Source organism: Pseudomonas sp. FP198 (assembly GCF_030687895.1).
Taxonomy (GTDB): domain Bacteria; phylum Pseudomonadota; class Gammaproteobacteria; order Pseudomonadales; family Pseudomonadaceae; genus Aquipseudomonas.
Window position 1 is genome coordinate 2,574,486 of sequence record NZ_CP117452.1, and the last position, 19,486, is coordinate 2,593,971.

Here is a 19,486-nt window from a genome sequence, read left to right on the forward strand (position 1 = left end):
GCCCCGGAGAAGCAGCCTGTTCACTTCTGGACCCTGACCGAATCCGTGAAGCTCATTATTGTCGCAATCTACGTACTTTCCATTGGCTATGTGCACCTGCGCGGGCGCGTGCGGCATAAACTCGGGCGCCAGCTGAGCGATCACTCATCCTTCCTTGCGCCGATCAATTGCCTGCTCTACCTGTGTTCGAAACTGCCCAACAGGCCTTTCCTGAGCCCGGCCCAGTTTCCCGACCTGAGCCCCTTGCAGGCGCATTGGGAAGAGATCCGCGCCGAAGGGCAGAGCCTGCTGCAAGCAGGGGAGATCAAACGCTCCGATCAATATGACGACGTGGGCTTCAACTCGTTTTTCAAGACTGGCTGGAAGCGCTTCTACCTGAAGTGGTATGGCGACAGCCATCCCTCGGCGATGAAGCTGTGCCCGCGCACCACCGAACTGGTGCAGAGCATCGGCTCGATCAAGGCCGCGATGTTCGCCGAGCTGCCGCCGGGTTCGAAGCTGGTGCGTCATCGCGATCCGTATGCCGGGTCTTATCGCTACCACCTGGGCCTGCAGACACCCAACGACGCCGGCTGCTATATCAATGTCGACGGCGAGGCCTATCACTGGCGCGACGGCGAGGCGGTGGTGTTCGACGAAACGTTCATCCATTACGCCGAGAACACCACGGCGCAGAACCGCATCATCCTGTTCTGCGACGTGGAGCGGCCGATGAGATTTGGTTGGGCCACCGCCTTCAATCGCTGGTTCAGCCGTACCGTGATGGCCGCCGCTGGCGCGCCGAATGACGCCGGGGACCGGACCGGTGGCCTGAACCGGGCGTTTTCCCGGCTGTACAAGATCCGCCTGCAAGGCAAAGCGCTGAAAAAGCGCAATCGCAAGCTGTATTACCTGCAGAAATGGGCGTTCTTTGGCGGCCTGCTGGCGATCTTCATCTGGATCTGAACGGTTCAGCCGCCCGGTTTTTCAGCCTCCAGCTGCTCCCACATCTTCGCCGTGATCCGTTGGCGATGGTTGTAGCCTTCCCACGGATCGGCGCCCAGGCCCTTGGCCCGTTCCAGCGCGGTATGGATATCCCATTGCTGCGCGTTGCGCAGGCCGGCGAGTTCGTCCCGGGCGATCGGTACCGAAACCGGCAGGCCCGGCCGGGCACGCACCGAATAAGCGGCGACGGTGCTGGCACCGCGGGCGTTGCGCAGGTAGTCGATAAAGACCTTGCCCACGCGGTTTTTCGGGCCCATGGTCGCGGTGATCCGTTGCGGCATCTGCCGGGTCAGGAACTGCGATATGGCCTTGGCAAAGGCCTTGGTGACGTCCCACCCCTCGCTACGCGCCAGTGGCACGATCACGTGCATGCCTTTGCCGCCGCTGGTCTTGAGAAACCCCTGCAAACCCAGCTCGTCGAGTACTGACAGGGTCATGCGCGTCGCGTCGAGCATGGCGCTCCAGGGCAACGACGGATCCGGGTCCAGGTCCAGCACAAACAGATCGGGCGTCTCGATCCGGTCATGGGTCGCCGTCCAGGTGTGCAGTTCCACCGCGCCCATCTGCGCCGCGCCGACCAGGGCATGGATGCTGTCGATTTCCATCAGGGCCGCATGGCCCGGGTCCAGCGTCGGATCGAGTTGCCTGATATGGGGGATTTCCAGGCGATCGGCGTGCTTCTGGAAAAACAGCTCCTCGCCAATGCCTTCCGGCGCCCGTACAAGGGAGACCGGCCGCAACTTGAGATGCGGCAGGATCCAGGGGGCGATGTCCAGGTAATACTGGGCCAGTTCGGCTTTCTGCACACCGCTGACGCTGTCGATGACGCGGTCCGGGTGGGTGATGACCACGCCGTCGACTTTCGCCGTGTCGGCCTTGCTGCGGCGTTTGGGCTTGGCGGGCGTGGCTTTGATGGGCATGGGTTGTTCACGCGTCACTCGACTGACCTGCCGGTCGCCCGGCAGATCGAGGAACACCGCCTGACGCACCAGCCCGTCGCGGGTCCATTCGGCAAATTCGACTTCGCAGACCTGCGTCGGCTCGACCCAATGCACGCCGCGCGCCGGTGCGCCTTTGAGCGGCTGGTCGAGTGGCGACGTTTCGCGTTCCAAGGCACATAGCTGTTCATGCAGTTGTTTGAGTTGGGATTGGCTGAAGCCCGTGCCGACCCGGCCGGCATAGACCAGCCCCGACGGCCCGTTGACCGCCAGCAACAGTGCGCCGAAGCCGTTGCGCGTGCCTTGCGGGCGGGTGAACCCGACGATGACGAAGCATTGGCGCAGCCGACATTTGAGTTTGACCCAATCGGCGTTCCGTCCCGAGGCATAAGGGCTGCCCAGACGCTTGCCAACCACGCTGTCCAGTGACAGGGCGCTGGCGCTTTCGAAGATGTCATGCTGGCTGGCGGAAAACGCCTCGGAGAACCGCAGGCGCTTGCTGGCGTTGCTTTTGAGCGCATTTTTCAAGGCTGCGCGGCGTTCTTCAACCGGCTTGTCGCGCAGGTCGACGCCATTGAGAAACGGTGCGTCGAAAAGGAAATACAGCATGTCGACGCTGCGGCCGATCTCGAAGGCCTGGCGCAGGGCAGGGAAGTCGGAATGCCCGGTCTCATCGAGCAGCACCAGTTCGCCGTCGAGCCAGCTGTCGCCCAGATTCAACTGGGCCAGGGCGTCGGCGTGCAGCGTGAGGCGATCGGTCCAGTCCGCATGGTGGCGATTGAACAGCCGGACCTCGCCATTCTCGATACGCGCCATCAACCGGTAGCCATGAAACTGCACTTCATAGCGCCACTCACCGGCCGGCGGTTGCTCCACCGGTGTGGCCAGCTGCGGCGACAGACGTTCGGGGATTCGCCCCGTGTCGGTCTGCGCATTCCGGCGGGTACGGCTACGAGTCGTTGGTTCATCCGCCTCCACGGCGGACAGGCGGGCATATTCACTCTCGGCCTTGGCCATGACAGATTCCCTTGTATTACAGGCGCCCGGGGGTTAGCCCCGGGAGGCCTTGGTGGCTTTTTTAGCAGGAGCGGATTTGCGCGTCTTGGTCGATTTTGCCGCAGGCTTTTCGGCAGGTTTTTCCGCCGTCTTGCCCTTGCCGCCGAGGCTGCGCTTGAGCAGCTCGGTAAGGTCGATGACGTCGGCGGTCTTGCGCTGTTCTTCGCCGGGGTCGGTTTCCACCGCTTCGAGCCGGCCTTCGGTGGCTTTTTTCTCCACCAGTTCCATGATCTTTTCCTGGAAACTGTCGCGATACTCCTGGGGTTCCCAGTCGCCACTCATGTCTTCCACCAGCCGTTTGGCCATGTCCAGTTCGCCCTTCGCCAGCGTCGGGTTGGTGACTTCGTCGCCCAGTTCCAGGACGTCGAGTTCGCGGACTTCGGCGGGCCAGCGCAGCAGCACCAGCACCAGGGCCGATTCCAGGGGCATCAGCGCGGCCAGGTGCTGGCGGGTATGCATCACCACATTCGCCAGCGCGACCTTGTTGGTCTTGAGCAGGGTTTCGCGCAGCAGGGCGTAGACCTTGCCGCCCCGTTTGTCAGGCGCGAGGAAATACGGCTTTTCGATGTTCTGCAGCGGGATCTTCTCGCTGTCGACGAAGGAAAAGATATCGATGGTCTGGGTGGACTTGGGGTGGGCGGCGCGAATCTCCTCTTCGCTGATCAGCACATATTGGCCTTTCTGATATTGCACGCCTTTGACAATGTCGTCCTTGGTCACCTCCTTGCCGGTCACCTTGTTGACCCGCTTGTAGCCCACCGGGTCCATGCTGCGTTTGTCCAGCCAGTCGAAATCCACGCCCTGGGACGCGGTGGCCGACACCAGGGCCACGGGAATGTGGACCAGCCCGAAACTGATTGCGCCTTTCCAGATAGCCCGTGCCATGGTGGAGTTTCCTTGCCGGTGAATAGTCTCTCTGGTGACCCTTGGGTCTCTGGAAAAGTTTCCGCCGGGCGCCGGCTGGCTGCGGTTGGGGGCCTTCAGGGGCGCTGAGTTGGAGACGCCTGGTTACATCTTCATGAGGATATTTTGCTTAACAACGGCGAACCTGCGGCGTAGCGTGTTTTCGAAATGCGGGTGCCATCTCATGAATCAGGAAGGTCTCGATGAACAGGCTGATACTCGCCGCTCTGGTGCTGCTGACGGCAGCCACCGCCCAGGCGGCTGTGCCCGGCGCCGATCCAGTACTCGTGGCGCAGAACCTGCCGGGCAACAACAATCCCTACAACAGCCCGATTCGTAGGGCCAACCCGAACAGCATGCAGGGCACCCAGCCCAACGTGCCGGGCATAAGGAACAACCCGACGGTTCCGGTGCCCCGGCCGCCGACCCTGGAGAATGGTGGCATCGGCAACGGCTACCCGCGTTCCGGGCCGCCAGCGGGATCGCCACGCCCGACCATCGAGTCGCCGACGCCTCCCCGGCACACCATTAACGGCAATCGTTGAGACACCGTGCCGATCAACACCACCACAGAAGGAAGTGTGCATGTTGCGTAAAACATTCCTGGCAACACTTTGCGCCAGCGCTGCCCTGGCCCTTTCAACGCCGGCTTCTGCCGCGTCAGTCCAGCAATTCAAGGCCGAGGACGGCACCGTCGAAGTCACCACGGTCACCCGGGGGCTGGAGCGGCCTTGGTCCGTGGCGTTCCTGCCGGACCAGCAGGGCATGCTGGTCACGGAGCGTCCCGGTAACCTGCGATGGGTGAAGGCCGACGGGAAATTGTCTGCACCGTTGAGCGGTGTTCCCGATGTCTGGGCCAAGGGGCAGGGTGGTTTGCTGGATGTTGTGCTGTCTCCGGACTTCAAACAGGATCGCACCGTCTACCTGTCGTATGCCGAGGCGGGCGAGGATGGCAAGGCCGGCACGGCGGTGGGCCGTGGGCAGTTGTCCAGCGACATGACGCGCCTGGACAACTTCGACGTGATTTTCCGCCAGCAACCCAAGCTCTCGACGGGCAACCATTTCGGTTCGCGCCTGGTATTCGACCGGGACGGCTATCTGTTCATCACCCTGGGGGAAAACAACGACCGTCCGACCGCACAAGACCTGGACAAGCTGCAAGGCAAGATCGTGCGGATCTATCCCGACGGCAAGGTGCCGGACGACAACCCCTTCGTGGGCCAGAAAAACGTCCGTCCGGAGATCTGGTCCTACGGCTTGCGCAATCCCCAAGGCGCCGCGCTCAATCCCTGGAATGGCACGCTTTGGGAAAACGAGCATGGTCCCAAGGGCGGTGACGAGCTGAACATCATCGAGCGCGGCAAGAACTATGGCTGGCCGTTGGCGACTCACGGTGACAACTATTCCGGCGCGCCGATTCCCGAGGCCCAAGGCAAGACCGCGAAGGGTACCGTCGGCCCCCATCACGTCTGGCAGGTATCGCCAGGGCTCAGCGGCATGGCGTTCTACGACAATGACCGGTTCAAGGCCTGGCAACGCAACGCGTTTGTCGGGGCGCTGGTTTCCAGGGACCTGATTCGCCTGGAGTTCGACGGCGACAAGGTCGTTCATGAAGAACGTTTGCTCGGCGAGCTCAAGGAGCGTATCCGCGATGTTCGCCAGGGGCCGGATGGTTTCCTCTATGTGCTGACGGACGACGATGACGGTGCGCTGTACAAGGTCGGGCTGAAGCAATAGCCGTGCTATGAAGTTGTGGCGAGGGGATTTATCCCCGCTGGGCTGCGCAGCAGCCCCAAAGAGCTTGAATGCGACCAACCTGGCACTCCCTGGTGGCAGGTTTCAGGGTTGCTTCGCACCCCAGCGGGGCGGTGCGACGTTTCGCTAAATCCCCTCGCCACGGATTCACCTGCTTCTCAAGTGAACCGCTTTGGACTGGAGATTTTTCGTTGACTTCCCGGCCCCTCGCGGCTAGTTTCCAACCATGAATTCCACCGTACTGCGCAGCCAGCCAAGCATTATTACCGCCATTCCTTATCTGGCGGGCTAGCTGACGACTGCACCCAACCCGCCCTAGAGGCGGGTTTTTTCTTTCTGTCTCCAGGGCTTTACCCGACCAGGAGACCGCCATGACCCCAACCAGCCCCGAGCAGACGCTGCTGGAACACTACGTCAAGAAGATCCTTGCCGCTGCGGTGTACGAACTGGCGGTGCCCACGCCACTGCAAGCGGCTGCGGCGCTTTCCCAGCTCTTGGGCAACCGGATTCTGCTCAAGCGCGAGGACTTGCAACCGACGTTCTCGTTCAAGATCCGCGGCGCTTATAACAAGCTCGTGCAACTGACCCCGGAGCAACGCAGCCGTGGCGTGATCACCGCATCGGCGGGCAACCACGCCCAAGGCGTGGCGCTGGCGGCTCAAGCGTTGGGTATCTCGGCGTGCATTGTCATGCCGCGCACGACGCCGCAACTGAAAGTACTCGGCGTGCGCAGTCGCGGGGCCGAAGCGTTGCTGCACGGTGAGAGTTTTCCATTCGCCCTGGAGTTCGCCCTGGACCTGGCTCGGCAGACCGGGCGGGAATTCGTCTCACCGTTCGATGACCCGCAAGTCATCGCCGGGCAGGGAACCGTCGCGATGGAGATCCTGCGCCAGCACCCAGGTCAGCTGGATGCCATTTTTGTTCCGGTCGGCGGTGGCGGCTTGATTGCCGGGGTGGCGGCTTACGTCAAATACCTGCGTCCGGAGGTGCGCGTCATTGGCGTCGAGTCGGAACACTCCGCATGCCTCCAGGCCGCACTGGCAGCAGGGGAGCGGGTGACGCTAGCGAGCGTCGGCACATTCGCCGACGGCGTGGCCGTCGCACAGATCGGCGCCCATGGCTTCGATATCTGTCGTTTCTGCGTCGATGAAGTGATCACCGTCAGCAACGACCAGCTCTGCGCCGCGATCCGGGATATCTATGACGACACCCGCTCGATCACCGAGCCATCGGGCGCCCTGGCGGTAGCGGGGATCAAGCGCTACGTGGCGGACCGCGGAGCGCAAGGCCAGACCCTGGTGGCGATCAACTCTGGCGCCAACATCAACTTCGACAGCTTGGGCCATGTGGCAGAGCGCGCGGCGGTGGCTGCGTCTTGAGAGGGCTCCGTGCGTCCGATTTCCTGAAGTCGCCGACGGGCGCCGCCCATGAAGTCGAAATAGTGGCTACTCTGAGCTTGGCAGATCGAGCGGGCGATTGCAGTTTGCATGGATAAAACAGCGTTTCCTTGCATTTTGCATGGCCGCTTCGCTGGAACTGCTGGCTAAGTAACTGATTTGTAACAGTACCGATGTAAACGGCTACAGGCATATTTCTTGCGGGTTGATATCAGAGTCCGATGACGGGCTCCAACACCAGAAAACGCCAAAATGAACGAACGGCACGGCATTCGAAGTCCTGTCCGCAGGGAAGAATCGGACGAAAATACCGCCGTCGTGAACATAAATTGGCTGCCTCAAAAGGAGAGAGTTGCCATGTTTTTATCTGCCCTCGAAATGCGAAACATCATTGAAAGCAGCCTGCTGCCCAAACGCTCGCAATGCACCTTGTCACCTGATCTGTCCATGACCGTTAAAATCTACGACGACCACGAGACCGACCGCGTGGCGTTGGTCAAGAGCGATATTGACGCCACCAAGCTCACCGGCTGCCGCGCCATCAACGATCTGATTGCGGAACTGCGTACCGAACTCGACCGTGGCCAGGGTCACGGCCACGCAAACTATTTCCACCAGCAACACCGGATGAGCGGGCGTTAAGCACCGCCCGACCTTTGCACACCTGACGACCGGGTCCGACGTTGTTCGAACCCGGCGTCCAGTTTTCGATTCGTTTCAGACCAGTTGCTGCCGATAGGGCAGGTCTGGCCCGACTTTGCCGCACGTCAGCGCCGCAGCGCGCATGGCGAAGTCCAGCATCTTCCCAATCTGCTCCGCGCTCAGCGAATGCAAACCCTCCACATGATCCAGTTGCTGTTCCGTCAGCCAAGCGATCAGCGCAGCCTGGAACGTGTCGCCCGCGCCCACCGTATCGGCGATCTGAACCGGGCAGGCGGGAAGCGACCATACGCCATGCTGGCGGCTGAACACCGTTGCGCCCTGGCCGCCACGGGTGAGGAAGGCTAACTGACAGCGGTGCTCCAGCCAGCCACCAATCACTTCATGGGGATCCCGATCAGGGTAGAGCAGGCTCAGGTCCTCATCGCTGACCTTGATCAGGTCGGCATATTCCACCAGCGTCGCGATCCGTGAACGCCACAACTCGATGTCTGGCTGCGGATTGAGCCGCACGTTCGGGTCGAGGCTGATCAGGCGCCGGCCGCTTTCGCGTTGTACCAGGGCCAGCAGTGTATCGCCCACCGGTTGCACCACCAATGAGAACGAACCCACATGCAGGCCGCGCACTCGCGGGCCCAGCGTCGGCAAATGCTCCACGCTCAATTGCCGGTCTGCGCAGCCTTCGCCACGGAAGCTGTAGTGGGGCGAGCCGTTGGCGCCGACAGCAACCATGGCCAGGGTGGTGGGGGCCTCGAAGTCCTGGGCAAATTGAGTGCTGACGCCTTCGTCCACCAGCACCTGTTTCAAGCGGCGGCCCAGATAGTCGGTAGACAGCCCGGTGAACAGCGCCGACTCGATCCCCAGCCGACGCAAACCCACCGCCACGTTGAACGGTGAACCACCGGCGAGCGCCTTGAAATTCACCTGCGAAGCCGGAGTCTGCGCTTCGTTTGCGCTGAAAAAATCAAACAGCGCTTCACCACATACCAGATACATAATTGCTTGCTCTCAAAGGGTTGCGACGTATTGCCGGTAACGTTCGTAGGCTTGTTGTGACGCCGCGACGTGGGTCGCGACGGGGCGGGTTTCGCTGGCCGGGTCGAGCTTCACGCAGCGCTCGCACAGGTCGGCCAGGGAGGCTTGCCCGGCGCCATGACACCACGCCGCCTGGATCGCCCCGCCCAGGGCAGCGGCTTCGCTCTGTTCGGTGCAGATGACGGTGGTGTCCATGATGTCGGCGACGATCTGTCGCCAGACCGGGCTCTTCGAGCCGCCGCCGATCAGGCGAATGCTCTGGGCCTTGAGCCCGTTGGCACGGAGCAGGTCGAGGCCATAACGCAGGCCGAAGGTCGTGCCTTCGACCACCGCGCGGCAGAGGTTGGCCCGGGTCAGGTTGGTGGTCGTCAGGCCCAGCAGGCTGCCGGTGGCATGGGGCAGGGCGGGGACGCGCTCGCCATTGAGGAACGGCAGCATGCACACGCCCTCGGCACCGATCGGCGACTGGGTCACCAGGGTGTTGAACGTATCGATGTCCAGTTCCAACAGCTCGCGCAGCGCTCCGGTGGCGTTGGTCAGGTTCATGGTGCAGATCAACGGCAGCCAGCCGCCGCTCGACGAACAGAACGTCGCCACGGATGCTTGCGGGCTGACCACGGGCTCCGCGCCATACGCATACACCGTGCCGGAGGAACCGAGGCTCATGGTGATCACGCCGGGCTGGATGTTGCCGGTGCCGATGGCGCCCATCATGTTGTCGCCGCCGCCACTGGCGACCACCGCGTCGGGGTTGAGGCCCAGTTGTGCGGCGATCTCGGGCAGGATCCTGCCGACTGGCTGATGGGCCTCGATCAGCTCGGGCAAGGCCGACTCCAGCCGGCCGCTGGGGTCGATATGGCGCAGCAGCGCGCGATCCCATTGGCGGGTACGGACGTTGAAGTAGCCGGTGCCCGAGGCATCGCCATACTCGCTGCAATGGCGCCCGGTAAGCCAGTAATTGAGGAAGTCGTGGGGCAGCAGGATGCTGGCGGTCCGCTCGAAAACCTGCGGGTGCTGTTCCCGGGTCCAGAGCAGTTTGGACACCGTGTAGCCCGGGGCGATCACCACACCGAGGCGTTCCAGGCTGCCTTCTTCACCACCGAGATGCGCCAGGAGACGATCGTTTTCCGCGGTCGTCTCGGTATCGCACCACAGTTTTGCCGGGCGCAGGACCTGGCCCTGGTCATCGAGCAACACCAGGCCGTGCTGCTGGCCGGATACGCCGATGCCGAGAATCGACTGGCCATCGACCTGTGCATCCGCCAGCGCTTGCCGAGTGGCCTGGGTGAACGCGTCGAGCCATTGCCGGGTGTCTTGTTCCCGGCGGCCGTTGGCACCGCTGATCATGTCGTGGGCGGCGGAGCCCTGGCCGAGTACCTGGCCGCTGATCGAGTCGAGGATCAGCGCCTTGGTGCCTTGGGTGCCGCAGTCGATGCCCAGGAACAGTTGTTGGTTTGCCATGGAAATCCTCGGATCAAAGAGCAGTCGATACAACACCGTGGTAAGGGACAACCTGTGGCGAGGGGATTTATCCCCGCTGGGCTGCGAAGCGGCCCCAAAATTTACCTGCTGTTGCGGTGTTTCAGGCAGTCTATCGGGGGCCGCTTCGCGACCCAGCGGGGATAAACCCCCTCACCACAAGAGCGGGTTGTATCTAGCCTTGATCAGCCAGTACCCGCTCAAGCGTCTTGCTCACCCCTTGCTCGCGCAAGCTGTTGCAGCACCATTCGAATGCTGCCACGAACTCGGGCGAACGGGGGATGGCCGTGCCAAAAATTTCTTCCACTGCAAGCATTCTCTGGGTCACCAGCGCGTCGTCGGCCACCAGCGCCTGGCAGAACGCCGCGCGTGGGTCGGGGATCGAGTAGGTCGTGCCATTTTCATCTACCCCTTTGAGGTAAACAGCCCAGGCCGCCACCACCAGCGCCGCGCGGCGGGTCTGGCCGCCGTCGGCGATCAGGCGGTTGATGGTCGGCACGGTGAATTTGGGAAATTTCGACGAGCCATCCGAACACACCCGTTCCAACTGGTCGGCGATGGCCTGGTTGGAGAAGCGCTCCACCAGGGTGTCCTTGTATTCCGTCAGGTCGATGCCCGGCACTGGGGCCAGTTGTGGCGTCACGTCCAGGTCCATGTAGGCGCGGATGTAACGCACGAACAACGGGTCGTTCATGGTTTCGTGGACGAAACGATACCCCTTGAGGAAACCCAGGTACGTCAACGCGAGATGGCTGCCGTTGAGCAACTTTATCTTCATCTCTTCATAGGGCGAAACGTCATCGGTGAACTGCACGCCGACCTTCTCCCAGGCCGGGCGACCATTGACGAACTTGTCCTCCAGCACCCATTGCACAAAGGGTTCGCACACCACTGGCCAAGCGTCGTCGATGCCATGCTCGTCGTGCAGCTGCAAGCGGTGGGCGCTGCTGGTCATCGGGGTGATGCGATCGACCATGGCGTTGGGAAAGCTCACGTTCTGCTCGATCCATTGTCTCAGTTCGGGGTCTCGCAACGCGGCAAACGCCAGCAGCGCCTTGCGCGTGACGGCGCCGTTGTGGGGCAGGTTGTCGCAGGACATCAGGGTGAACGCCGGCGTCCCCTTAGCCCGGCGTTTGGCCAGCGCTGCGCAGAGGAAGCCGAACACGGTCCGCGGTTCGTCCGGATGGGCCAGGTCGTGCTGGATCTGCGGCAGATGGGCCATGAATTCGCCGTTGCTGTCGTCGATGCAATAACCACCCTCGGTGATCGTCAGCGAGACGATGCGGATCTGCGGGTCGGCCAGTTTGTCGATCAAGACCTGGGCGCCATCCTCGGCCAACAGCATGTCGGCGATCGCGCCGATGACCCGGACTTCGGTGTCATCGGTGTCGCCCAGTTCATACAGGGTGAACAGGTAGTCCTGGCCAGCCAGATCATCCCGGGCCCGGCGATCTTCGGCGCGCAGGCCGACGCCGCAGATAGCCCAGTCGAGGCCTTCGCCGGTGTTCATCAACGCATCGGTGTAATACGCCTGGTGCGCACGGTGGAAACCGCCGACCCCGATGTGGGCGATGCCCAAGCGGCGGTCGCCCAGGTTGTATGCGGGCAGGGCGACCTCGGCGTTGAGGTTGTGCAGGTTCTGTCGGTTGAGTTTCATCGCAAATCTCGGCAATCAGGCGGCAGCGCGCAGCGCGCGGGAAACCGCTACGCCTTCGGCATCGAATAAGTGGCAGTGTTCGGCGTCCAGGTGCAGCTCCAGTTGCTCGCCGAAACGGCTCGCCAGGTCACCACGCACGCGCATGGTCAGGGCTTCGCCGGAGGCGGTGACGACATGGCAGAAGGTGTCGCTGCCCAGGCGTTCGCTGACATCGGCGGTGACCCGCAGCGTGCAATCGCCCGGTTGCGCCAGGTTCAGGTGTTCCGGACGAATCCCCAGGGTTACCGCGCCGCCGACGCTCAGGTTGGCGCCGCTGCGCGGCAGGCTGATGCGGGTGCCGGCGTCCAGCAGCACTTCACAACCCAGGCCGTCGAGGCCGGTGACCTTGCCCTTGAGAAAACCCATCTTCGGCGTGCCGAGGAACCCGGCGACGAACAGGTTGGCCGGCTGGTGATACAGCTCCAGCGGCGAGCCGACCTGCTCGATGCGCCCGCCGTTGAGCACCACCACCTTGTCGGCCAGGGTCATCGCTTCGACCTGGTCGTGGGTCACGTAGATCATGGTCGCCTGCAACTCTTTATGCAGGCGCGCCAGTTCCAGGCGCATCTGCACGCGCAGAGCGGCGTCGAGGTTCGACAAGGGCTCGTCGAACAGGAAGATTTTCGGGTTGCGCACGATGGCCCGGCCGATCGCCACACGCTGGCGCTGGCCGCCGGACAGCTGCTTGGGCTTGCGCTCCAGCATCGGTCCCAGTTCGAGGATGCGCGCCGCTTCGTTGACTTTCTTTTCCACCTCGGCCTTGGGCACGCCGGCGAGGTCGAGGGCGAAGGACATGTTCTTGCGCACGCTCATGTGCGGGTACAGGGCATAGGTCTGGAACACCATCGCCAGGTCGCGCTTGGCCGGGCTGACTTCGGTGATGTCCCGGCCGTCCAGCTCGATGGTGCCGTCGCTGACTTCTTCCAGGCCGGCGATCAGCCGCAGCAGGGTCGACTTGCCACAACCCGAGGGGCCGACGAAGACCACAAATTCGCGGTCGTTCACTTCAAGGTCGATGCCCTTGATGATGGAAAAGCCTTCGAAGCCTTTTTGCAGATTCTTGATTTTCAGGTTGGCCATGATGATGGGCCTCCACTTCTGATAACTGGGTAGGGCGCGTTACTTCACCGCGCCGAAGGACAAACCGCGCACCAGCTGTTTCTGGCTGATCCAGCCGAAAATCAGGATCGGCGCGCAGGCCAGGGTCGAGACGGCGGACAACTTCGCCCAGAACAGACCTTCGGGGCTGGAATACGAGGCGATCAGCGCCGTCAGCGGCGCGGCTTTGGATGAGGTGAGGTTCAGCGACCAGAACGCCTCGTTCCAGCACAGGATCAGCGACAGCAGCACCGTGGACGCCAGGCCGCCCTTGGCGATCGGCAGCAGCACGCGGACCATTTCCTGCCACAGGGTGGCACCGTCCAGGCGCGCGGCTTCGAGGATGTCGCGGGGGATGTCCTTGAAGTAGGTGTAAATCATCCAGACCACGATGGGCAGGTTGATCAGGGTGTAGATGATGATCAGCGCGAGGCGCGTGTCCAACAGGCCGAACTGCTTGGCCAGCAGGTAGATCGGCATCAGCACGCCCACCGGCGGCAGCATTTTGGTGGAGAGCATCCACAGCAGCGTGCCTTTGGTGCGCTGGGTTTCGTAGAACGCCATGGAGTAGGCCGCCGGCACCGCGATCAGCAGGCACAGGGCGGTGGCGCTGAAGGAAATCACCACCGAGTTCCAGGCGAAGCTGAAGTAGTTGCTGCGCTCGTTGATGTGCAGGTAGTTCTCCAGCGTCGGCGCGAAGATGAACTGCGGCGGCGTGGCGAAGGCATCGATTTCGGTCTTGAAGCTGGTCAGCACCATCCAGAAGATCGGAAAGAAGATCAGGATCGCGATGGCCCAGGCCAGCGTGCCCAGCAGCAGGCTTTGCAGGCGACGGGATTGTTGAAGAGTCATGGCGACGGCCTCAATGCTTGTCGGTGAGGTTTTTGCCGATCATCCGGACCAGGATGATGGCGGCGATGTTGGCGATCACCACGGCGATCAGACCACCGGCTGACGCCATGCCGACGTCGAACTGCACCAGCGCCTGGTTGTAGATCAGGTAGGCGAGGTTGGTGGAGGCGTAGCCGGGGCCACCGTTGGTGGTGGTGAAGATCTCGGCGAATACCGACAGCAGGAAAATCGTCTCGATCATCAGCACCACGGCAATCGGACGCGCCAGGTGTGGCAGGGTCAGGTGCCAGAAAATCGCGATCGGCCCGGCACCGTCCAGGCGCGCGGCTTCTTTCTGTTCCTGGTCGAGGGACTGCATGGCGGTCATCAGGATCAGGATCGCGAAGGGCAGCCATTGCCACGACACGATGATGATGATCGACAGCAACGGGTAATGCGCCAGCCAGTCCACCGGCTGGGCACCGAAGAGTTTCCACACCGAGGCGAGGATGCCGGAGACCGGATGGAAGATCAGGTTCTTCCAGATCAGCGCGCCGACGGTGGGCATGATGAAGAATGGCGAGATCAGCAACACCCGCACGATGCCGCGACCGAAAAACTCGCTGGCCTCCAGCAACGCGCTGATCAACACGCCGAGCACGATACTGATCAGCAGCACGCTGCCCACCAGCAGCAGGGTATTGGTGGCGCCGGGCATGAAGCCCGAATCGGTCAGGAAGTAAGTGAAGTTCTCCAGCCCGACGAATTCGTTTTCACCGGGGTAGAGCAGGTTGTAGCGGATCATCGAGAAATAGACGGTCATGCCCAGCGGCACGATCATCCACAGCAGCAACAAGGCGACCGAAGGGCTGACCAGGAACCAGCCGGGGTTGGCCAGGCGGATCTTGCGGGCTGGCGGCGGAGCAATCTCGATGGGGGCTTTGGCGGTTGTCGTTGAGCTATTCATGGCATTGAACCGATTTAGGCAGGCCTACGAAAATCCACTGTGGGAGCGAGCTTGCTCGCGATGGCGGAGTGTCAGGCAACAAAAGTGTTGAATGTGCCGACCTCATCGCGAGCAAGCTCGCTCCCACATAAAGGCGAAAGTGGATTACTTTGGATACCCGGCGCGTTTCATCTCGCGCTCGGTGGTGGACTGCGCGGCGGTCAATGCCTGGTCCACGCTCTGCTGGCCGGTCAGCGCGCCGGAGAAGAACTTGCCGACCTGGGTGCCGATGGCCTGGAATTCAGGAATGGTCACCAGTTGGATGCCAATGTAAGGCACGGGCTTGAGCGTCGGTGCTTTCGGGTCGGCGACTTTCAACGACTCCAGTGTCACCTTGGCAAACGGCGCGGCCTTCATGTACTCGTCGCTGTAGGTCGAGGCGCGGGTGCCTGGCGGTACGTTGGCAATGCCGTCGGTCTTGGCGACCAGTTGGCCGTATTCCTTGGACGTTGCCCAAGTGGTGAAGACCTTGGCCGCGTCCTTGGCTTTGGAGCTGGTCGGGATGGCCAGCGACCAGGAGTACATCCACGAAGTGCCCTTGTCGGTTTTCTCGTGGGGGGCGAAGGTGAACCCGACGTGATCGGCCACCTTGCTCTGGGTCTTGTCGGTCACGAACGAACCGGCGACGCTGGCATCGACCCAAATCGCGCACTTGCCGCTGTTGAACAGGGCCAGGTTCTCGTTGAAGCCGTTGCTGGAAGCGCCCGGCGGGCCGGATTTCTTCATGTTGTCGACATAGAAGTTCAGGGCATCCTTCCACTCAGGCCCATTGAATTCCGGCTGCCACTTCTCATCGAACCAGCGCGCGCCAAAACCGTTGGCCAGGGTCGTGATGAGCGCCATGTTCTCGCCCCAACCGGCCTTGCCCCGCAGGCACAGACCATACTGTTCCTTGGACTTGTCGGTGAGCTTTTGCGCGAATTCACCGATCTGGGTCCAGGTCGGATGCTCAGGCATGCTCAGCCCGGCGTTCTTGAACAGGTCCGTGCGGTAATAGGTGATCGAGCTTTCGGCATAGAACGGCAGGGCGTACAACGAGCCTTTGACCGACAGGCCATCACGCACGGAAGGGAAGACGTCGTCCAGGTCATAGGAAGCCGGCAGGTCTTTCATGGGCTCCAGCCAGCCCTTGGCGCCCCACAGTGCGGCTTCGTACATGCCAATGGTCAACACATCGAACTGTCCACCCTGGGTGGCGATGTCGGTGGTCAGGCGTTGACGCAGGACGTTTTTCTTCGAGGACCACCCAGTTCAGCGTGATGTCCGGGTGCTCGGCCTCGAAGGTCTTCGAGAGCTTTTGCATGCGGATCATGTCGCTGTTGTTGACGGTGGCAATGGTCAGGGTTTGCGCGCCGAAACTGACGCTGCTGAGGGTCATGCAGGTGGAGACAAGCAGAGCTTTTACCGAAGGTTTCATCGCGCACTCCTTTTCCGCGCCCACGGGCTGCAGAAGGACAGTTATTGTTTTTGTGTCTTCCGGATGAGAGGAAGAATGTGCGCTGATTACAGCCCTCAATGGATTGCATGACAAATCATTCGTCGCACTTTTACTGATACTTTTTTGCACTGTGGGTTTGATGGTAATCATTTGTGGCGAGGGGATTTATCCCCGTTGGGGCGCGAAGCGGCCCCCTGCGTCCTGCCTGACACCCGGCAGTGGCCAATACATTTTGGGGCCGCTTCGCAGCCCAGCGGGGATAAATCCCCTCGCCACAAGGGGAAGGCTGAGGGTGGGTCAGGCCTGGTTCTGCTCGGTCAGCCGCTGGACCGCCAGCCGCCGATAATGAGATGGCGTCATGCCCTTGAGTTGCTGGAAGCGCCGGTTGAAGTTGGAAATATTGTTGAAGCCCGACTCGAAGCACACGTCGGTCACCGGTTTGTCGCCATCGGCCAGCAACTCGCAGGATTTGCTGATGCGCAGTCGGTTGACGAACTCGATGAAGCAACGCCCCGTGGCTTGCTTGAAAACCCGGCTGAAATAGGTGGGTTTCATGCCCAGGTGCTCGGCGACTTCTTCCAGGGGCAACTCCCTGGCGTAGTGGGCAAAGATGTAATCCACCGCGCGGTTGGTGCGGTCGATGCTGTGCTCGTCCGCCGCGTGGGGCGTGGTGGCGCCCGAAAGCAGTTGGAAGTCGTCGCAGGCCGCCAGCAGCTCCATGAGAATGAAAAAATAGCCCAGTCGGCTCATGCCCTGGGCGTCGGCGATGCGTTGCATCAACGTCATGGCCTGGCGGATGGTGCGCTTGCAGCGAAATTCGATGCCGTGCTGGGCACGCTCCAGCAGCGGAGCGAGGGTCTTGAGCTCGGCGAACACCTGGTTGCCGCTTTCAAACAGCTCATCGGTGAAGTTCACCAGCATGTCGCGCTTGGGCACCACTTCGTCCTCCGCCACCTGGCTGATCCAGTTGTGGGGCAGGTTGGGGCCGGTAAGGAACAGCGACTGCGGAGAAAAATTGCCGATGTAGTCGCCGATGAAGACTTTGCCCGAACTGGCGACGATCAGGTGCAGCTCGTATTCCTTGTGGAAATGCCAGCGCACCAGCGGGCAGGGAAAGCCGTGCTGGCGATAGATGATGGACAGCCCGTTGTGGTCGTCCATCAACTCGTAGGAAGGGTCGGTGACTCTGGCTGTTCGGGTCATGGGCCTGGCGCTTTTATTGTTATCGCCGCTGGATAATGCCCCCTTCGCCGCGCAGGTTCCAGCCCCGGGAGAAGGCCGGTCAGCTGTTGCGGTTCTTCTCTTCGATCCACTGGGACATGTACTGGGTGCTCTTGTGCTGATGATGGCGCAGCATGCTGCCGGTGAAGTTGTCCCGGCGTCGGCGCGACAGATCGGCACGACAGGCGTTGATGCTGTCGATCAGCGCCGGGCCGTGCACCTGCCGGCGAAAGCGCGCCGCCAGCAAAGCCAGCCCGGCATCCTGGGCATCGGCCCAGCGTGCCTGATCGCTATACAACTGCACGGCGGCGCTGGCAATGTCCTCGGCGCTCTGCGCGATGACACCGGGCCAAGGCATGCCGGCGTGCATGGCTTCGGCACCGATGGGCGTGGTGACGCTGGGCGTGCCGCAGAGCATGGCTTCGATCAGTTTGCCCTTGATGCCTGCGCCGAAACGCAGGGGGGCCAGGCAGATGCGCGCCGCGGACATGACCTGCAAGGCGTCCTCCGCCCAGTTCATGATGTGGAAGCCTTGGGCCGGGTTATGCAGCGCTGCGGCCTTGGGCGGGGTGTAGGCGCCATACAGATGCAGCTGTGCACCGGGCAGTCGCTGGCGAATCAGCGGCCACACGGCATTTTTCATCCAGAGTACGGCGTCCCAGTTCGGTGCATGGCGGAAATTGCCGATGCTGAGGAAGTTCGCCCGTTCTTCGAAAGGTACGAAGGCTTGCTCAGGCAGGTCGAGCATCAAGGGGCACCAGAGCAACAGTTCACGGGGCACCTTGAAGTGCTCCACCAACAGCTCGATCTCGACCTCGGACACCATCAGGTTCAGATCGCATCGATACAGGGCGGCAATTTCCCGTTTGGCCAGGTCGGTGTCGGCCATGAGCTCGAATTCTTCGCGCAGGGCGGGGGCGAACAGGTCGCTGAAATCCTCGCCGGCTTCATCAGCTTTCAAGCGATCCTTCAAGCGCTGGTGCCGCGCGTGACGCAGGCTTTGCAGATCGGAGGTTTCCAGCACGCGCAGGGCGTCGGGGCAGTGCTTCTCGACTCGCCAGCCAAACTGTTCTTCCATCATGTACTGGTCGAACAGGACGACATCGGGCGCGAGTTCGCTGATGAACGCGTCGAAACTGCTGCTATTGAGCTCGATCGGTACCTCGCGGATGCCCAGGGCGATCAGGTCGGCGCGGTTTTCCCCGGGCCTGGCCGGGCTGCTGAAGGTGATGTCCCAGCCTTGCCCGAGAAAAGCCTCCAACAACTGCATGACATGCCCACCGGCCGCCGATGAGCGTGGCTCGGGCCAGACATAGCCGATCACCAGGACCTTGGTGGCGGTGGGATGAGACATGACGGACATTCCTTGAGGCGGGTCAGGCGCGGTCGGCGCGCGGGGCGCCGATAGTGACCAAGAATGCGCCTGGGCTCAAGAAAGAATCTTTTTGACCTTGTCGCGTAGTTGGTCGATGGAGAAGGGTTTGCCGATCACGTTCATGCCTTCGGGCACATCGATGCTTTCGGCGTAACCGCTGGCGAACAGGATCGGCAGCCCTGGCCTGGCCAGTTGGGCCTGTTTCGCCAGTTCGCGGCCGTCCATGACCGGCAGGCCGACGTCCGTCATCATCAGGGCGATGGGCTGAGCTTCATTGCGCAGAAACTCAAGCGCCTGCTCACAGCCGTCAGCCTCCAAAACCTTGTATTCCAGTTCCTCCAGCACGTCGACGATCAACATGCGCACGATGTTGTCGTCTTCGACTACCAGGATGGTGGAGGGGGTGTCAGAGGCGGGGACGGACATAATAGACTTCTCGGAAGATGGAATCGGTAGGGGCGCGGCAAAAGTAGCCGTATGCATGAGAAGTCGCGAAGCGGCACAAGTTCCCGAGGTTGTACAAGAAAGGATCTATAGTACAAGAGCTGACAAGGATAGTCGCATCCTTATGACCCGGTCGTACCGTCAGGAAATTGTGGCATTGCCTTGTCAGA

The 19,486-nt window shown here is 61.9% G+C and carries 16 protein-coding genes and 1 pseudogene; 5 read left to right on the forward strand and 12 right to left on the reverse strand.

Going from position 1 to position 19,486, the window contains the following annotated elements; genetic code table 11:
• Positions 1 to 45 precede the first annotated feature (45 nt).
• Positions 46 to 945: a lipid A hydroxylase LpxO gene (gene lpxO, locus PSH78_RS11925; protein WP_305500699.1), complete on the forward strand. Its 900-nt coding sequence runs from the start codon at positions 46 to 48 to the stop codon at positions 943 to 945.
• A 5-nt stretch (positions 946 to 950) separates the two neighbouring features.
• On the opposite strand, the gene ligD is transcribed toward lpxO, so the two are convergent.
• Complete coding sequence (ligD, locus tag PSH78_RS11930) at positions 951 to 2,939, reverse strand: DNA ligase D (RefSeq protein ID WP_305500703.1); 1,989 nt, start codon at positions 2,937 to 2,939, stop codon at positions 951 to 953.
• A 33-nt stretch (positions 2,940 to 2,972) separates the two neighbouring features.
• On the reverse strand, positions 2,973 to 3,863 hold the full coding sequence (locus tag PSH78_RS11935; protein WP_305500705.1) for a Ku protein: 891 nt from the start codon (positions 3,861 to 3,863) through the stop codon (positions 2,973 to 2,975).
• 221 nt (positions 3,864 to 4,084) lie between these two features.
• Between PSH78_RS11935 and PSH78_RS11940 the strand changes: the two genes are divergently transcribed.
• The 4 genes from PSH78_RS11940 (at position 4,085) to PSH78_RS11955 (ending at position 7,675) form a co-directional block, all read left to right on the forward strand.
• Entirely contained in the window at positions 4,085 to 4,426 is a 342-nt protein-coding gene (locus PSH78_RS11940; protein ID WP_305500707.1) for a hypothetical protein, read from the forward strand.
• A 40-nt stretch (positions 4,427 to 4,466) separates the two neighbouring features.
• Entirely contained in the window at positions 4,467 to 5,618 is a 1,152-nt protein-coding gene (locus PSH78_RS11945; RefSeq protein ID WP_305500709.1) for a PQQ-dependent sugar dehydrogenase, read from the forward strand.
• Positions 5,619 to 6,007: 389 nt separating this feature from the next.
• Positions 6,008 to 7,015, forward strand: coding sequence for a threonine ammonia-lyase, biosynthetic (gene ilvA, locus PSH78_RS11950; protein WP_305500710.1), 1,008 nt, complete (start codon positions 6,008 to 6,010; stop codon positions 7,013 to 7,015).
• A 375-nt stretch (positions 7,016 to 7,390) separates the two neighbouring features.
• Positions 7,391 to 7,675: a DUF1652 domain-containing protein gene (locus PSH78_RS11955; RefSeq protein ID WP_305501230.1), complete on the forward strand. Its 285-nt coding sequence runs from the start codon at positions 7,391 to 7,393 to the stop codon at positions 7,673 to 7,675.
• Positions 7,676 to 7,750: 75 nt separating this feature from the next.
• On the opposite strand, the gene PSH78_RS11960 is transcribed toward PSH78_RS11955, so the two are convergent.
• The 10 genes and pseudogenes from PSH78_RS11960 to PSH78_RS12005 form a co-directional block, all read right to left on the reverse strand.
• Positions 7,751 to 8,689, reverse strand: coding sequence for a carbohydrate kinase (locus tag PSH78_RS11960; RefSeq protein ID WP_305500712.1), 939 nt, complete (start codon positions 8,687 to 8,689; stop codon positions 7,751 to 7,753).
• 12 nt (positions 8,690 to 8,701) lie between these two features.
• Entirely contained in the window at positions 8,702 to 10,189 is a 1,488-nt protein-coding gene (gene xylB, locus PSH78_RS11965) for a xylulokinase (protein WP_305500714.1), read from the reverse strand.
• 193 nt (positions 10,190 to 10,382) lie between these two features.
• Positions 10,383 to 11,864, reverse strand: coding sequence for a mannitol dehydrogenase family protein (locus PSH78_RS11970; RefSeq protein WP_305500716.1), 1,482 nt, complete (start codon positions 11,862 to 11,864; stop codon positions 10,383 to 10,385).
• A gap of 15 nt (positions 11,865 to 11,879) precedes the next feature.
• A complete protein-coding gene (locus tag PSH78_RS11975; RefSeq protein WP_305500719.1) occupies positions 11,880 to 12,983 on the reverse strand; it encodes an ABC transporter ATP-binding protein in 1,104 nt (367 codons plus the stop codon).
• Between the two features lie 39 nt (positions 12,984 to 13,022).
• On the reverse strand, positions 13,023 to 13,853 hold the full coding sequence (locus tag PSH78_RS11980) for a carbohydrate ABC transporter permease (RefSeq protein WP_014338173.1): 831 nt from the start codon (positions 13,851 to 13,853) through the stop codon (positions 13,023 to 13,025).
• 10 nt (positions 13,854 to 13,863) lie between these two features.
• A complete protein-coding gene (locus PSH78_RS11985) occupies positions 13,864 to 14,799 on the reverse strand; it encodes a carbohydrate ABC transporter permease (RefSeq protein ID WP_053184628.1) in 936 nt (311 codons plus the stop codon).
• Between the two features lie 144 nt (positions 14,800 to 14,943).
• A pseudogene (locus PSH78_RS11990) lies at positions 14,944 to 16,255 on the reverse strand (sugar ABC transporter substrate-binding protein).
• A 318-nt stretch (positions 16,256 to 16,573) separates the two neighbouring features.
• A complete protein-coding gene (locus PSH78_RS11995; RefSeq protein WP_305500721.1) occupies positions 16,574 to 17,479 on the reverse strand; it encodes an AraC family transcriptional regulator in 906 nt (301 codons plus the stop codon).
• Between the two features lie 79 nt (positions 17,480 to 17,558).
• Positions 17,559 to 18,851, reverse strand: coding sequence for a glycosyltransferase (locus tag PSH78_RS12000; RefSeq protein ID WP_305500723.1), 1,293 nt, complete (start codon positions 18,849 to 18,851; stop codon positions 17,559 to 17,561).
• Between the two features lie 75 nt (positions 18,852 to 18,926).
• Positions 18,927 to 19,298, reverse strand: coding sequence for a response regulator (locus PSH78_RS12005; RefSeq protein WP_305500724.1), 372 nt, complete (start codon positions 19,296 to 19,298; stop codon positions 18,927 to 18,929).
• Positions 19,299 to 19,486 lie beyond the last annotated feature (188 nt).

Excerpts from the sequence above, each read along its gene's own strand:
- ligD (WP_305500703.1), bottom strand. The coding sequence starts at position 2,939 with ATGGCCAAGGCCGAGAGTGAATATGCCCGCCTGTCCGCCGTGGAGGCG.
- PSH78_RS11935 (WP_305500705.1), bottom strand. The coding sequence starts at position 3,863 with ATGGCACGGGCTATCTGGAAAGGCGCAATCAGTTTCGGGCTGGTCCAC.
- PSH78_RS11940 (WP_305500707.1), top strand. The coding sequence starts at position 4,085 with ATGAACAGGCTGATACTCGCCGCTCTGGTGCTGCTGACGGCAGCCACC.
- PSH78_RS11945 (WP_305500709.1), top strand. The coding sequence starts at position 4,467 with ATGTTGCGTAAAACATTCCTGGCAACACTTTGCGCCAGCGCTGCCCTG.
- ilvA (WP_305500710.1), top strand. The coding sequence starts at position 6,008 with ATGACCCCAACCAGCCCCGAGCAGACGCTGCTGGAACACTACGTCAAG.
- PSH78_RS11955 (WP_305501230.1), top strand. The coding sequence starts at position 7,391 with ATGTTTTTATCTGCCCTCGAAATGCGAAACATCATTGAAAGCAGCCTG.
- PSH78_RS11960 (WP_305500712.1), bottom strand. The coding sequence starts at position 8,689 with ATGTATCTGGTATGTGGTGAAGCGCTGTTTGATTTTTTCAGCGCAAAC.
- xylB (WP_305500714.1), bottom strand. The coding sequence starts at position 10,189 with ATGGCAAACCAACAACTGTTCCTGGGCATCGACTGCGGCACCCAAGGC.
- PSH78_RS11970 (WP_305500716.1), bottom strand. The coding sequence starts at position 11,864 with ATGAAACTCAACCGACAGAACCTGCACAACCTCAACGCCGAGGTCGCC.
- PSH78_RS11975 (WP_305500719.1), bottom strand. The coding sequence starts at position 12,983 with ATGGCCAACCTGAAAATCAAGAATCTGCAAAAAGGCTTCGAAGGCTTT.
- PSH78_RS11980 (WP_014338173.1), bottom strand. The coding sequence starts at position 13,853 with ATGACTCTTCAACAATCCCGTCGCCTGCAAAGCCTGCTGCTGGGCACG.
- PSH78_RS11985 (WP_053184628.1), bottom strand. The coding sequence starts at position 14,799 with ATGAATAGCTCAACGACAACCGCCAAAGCCCCCATCGAGATTGCTCCG.
- PSH78_RS11995 (WP_305500721.1), bottom strand. The coding sequence starts at position 17,479 with ATGACCCGAACAGCCAGAGTCACCGACCCTTCCTACGAGTTGATGGAC.
- PSH78_RS12000 (WP_305500723.1), bottom strand. The coding sequence starts at position 18,851 with ATGTCTCATCCCACCGCCACCAAGGTCCTGGTGATCGGCTATGTCTGG.
- PSH78_RS12005 (WP_305500724.1), bottom strand. The coding sequence starts at position 19,298 with ATGTCCGTCCCCGCCTCTGACACCCCCTCCACCATCCTGGTAGTCGAA.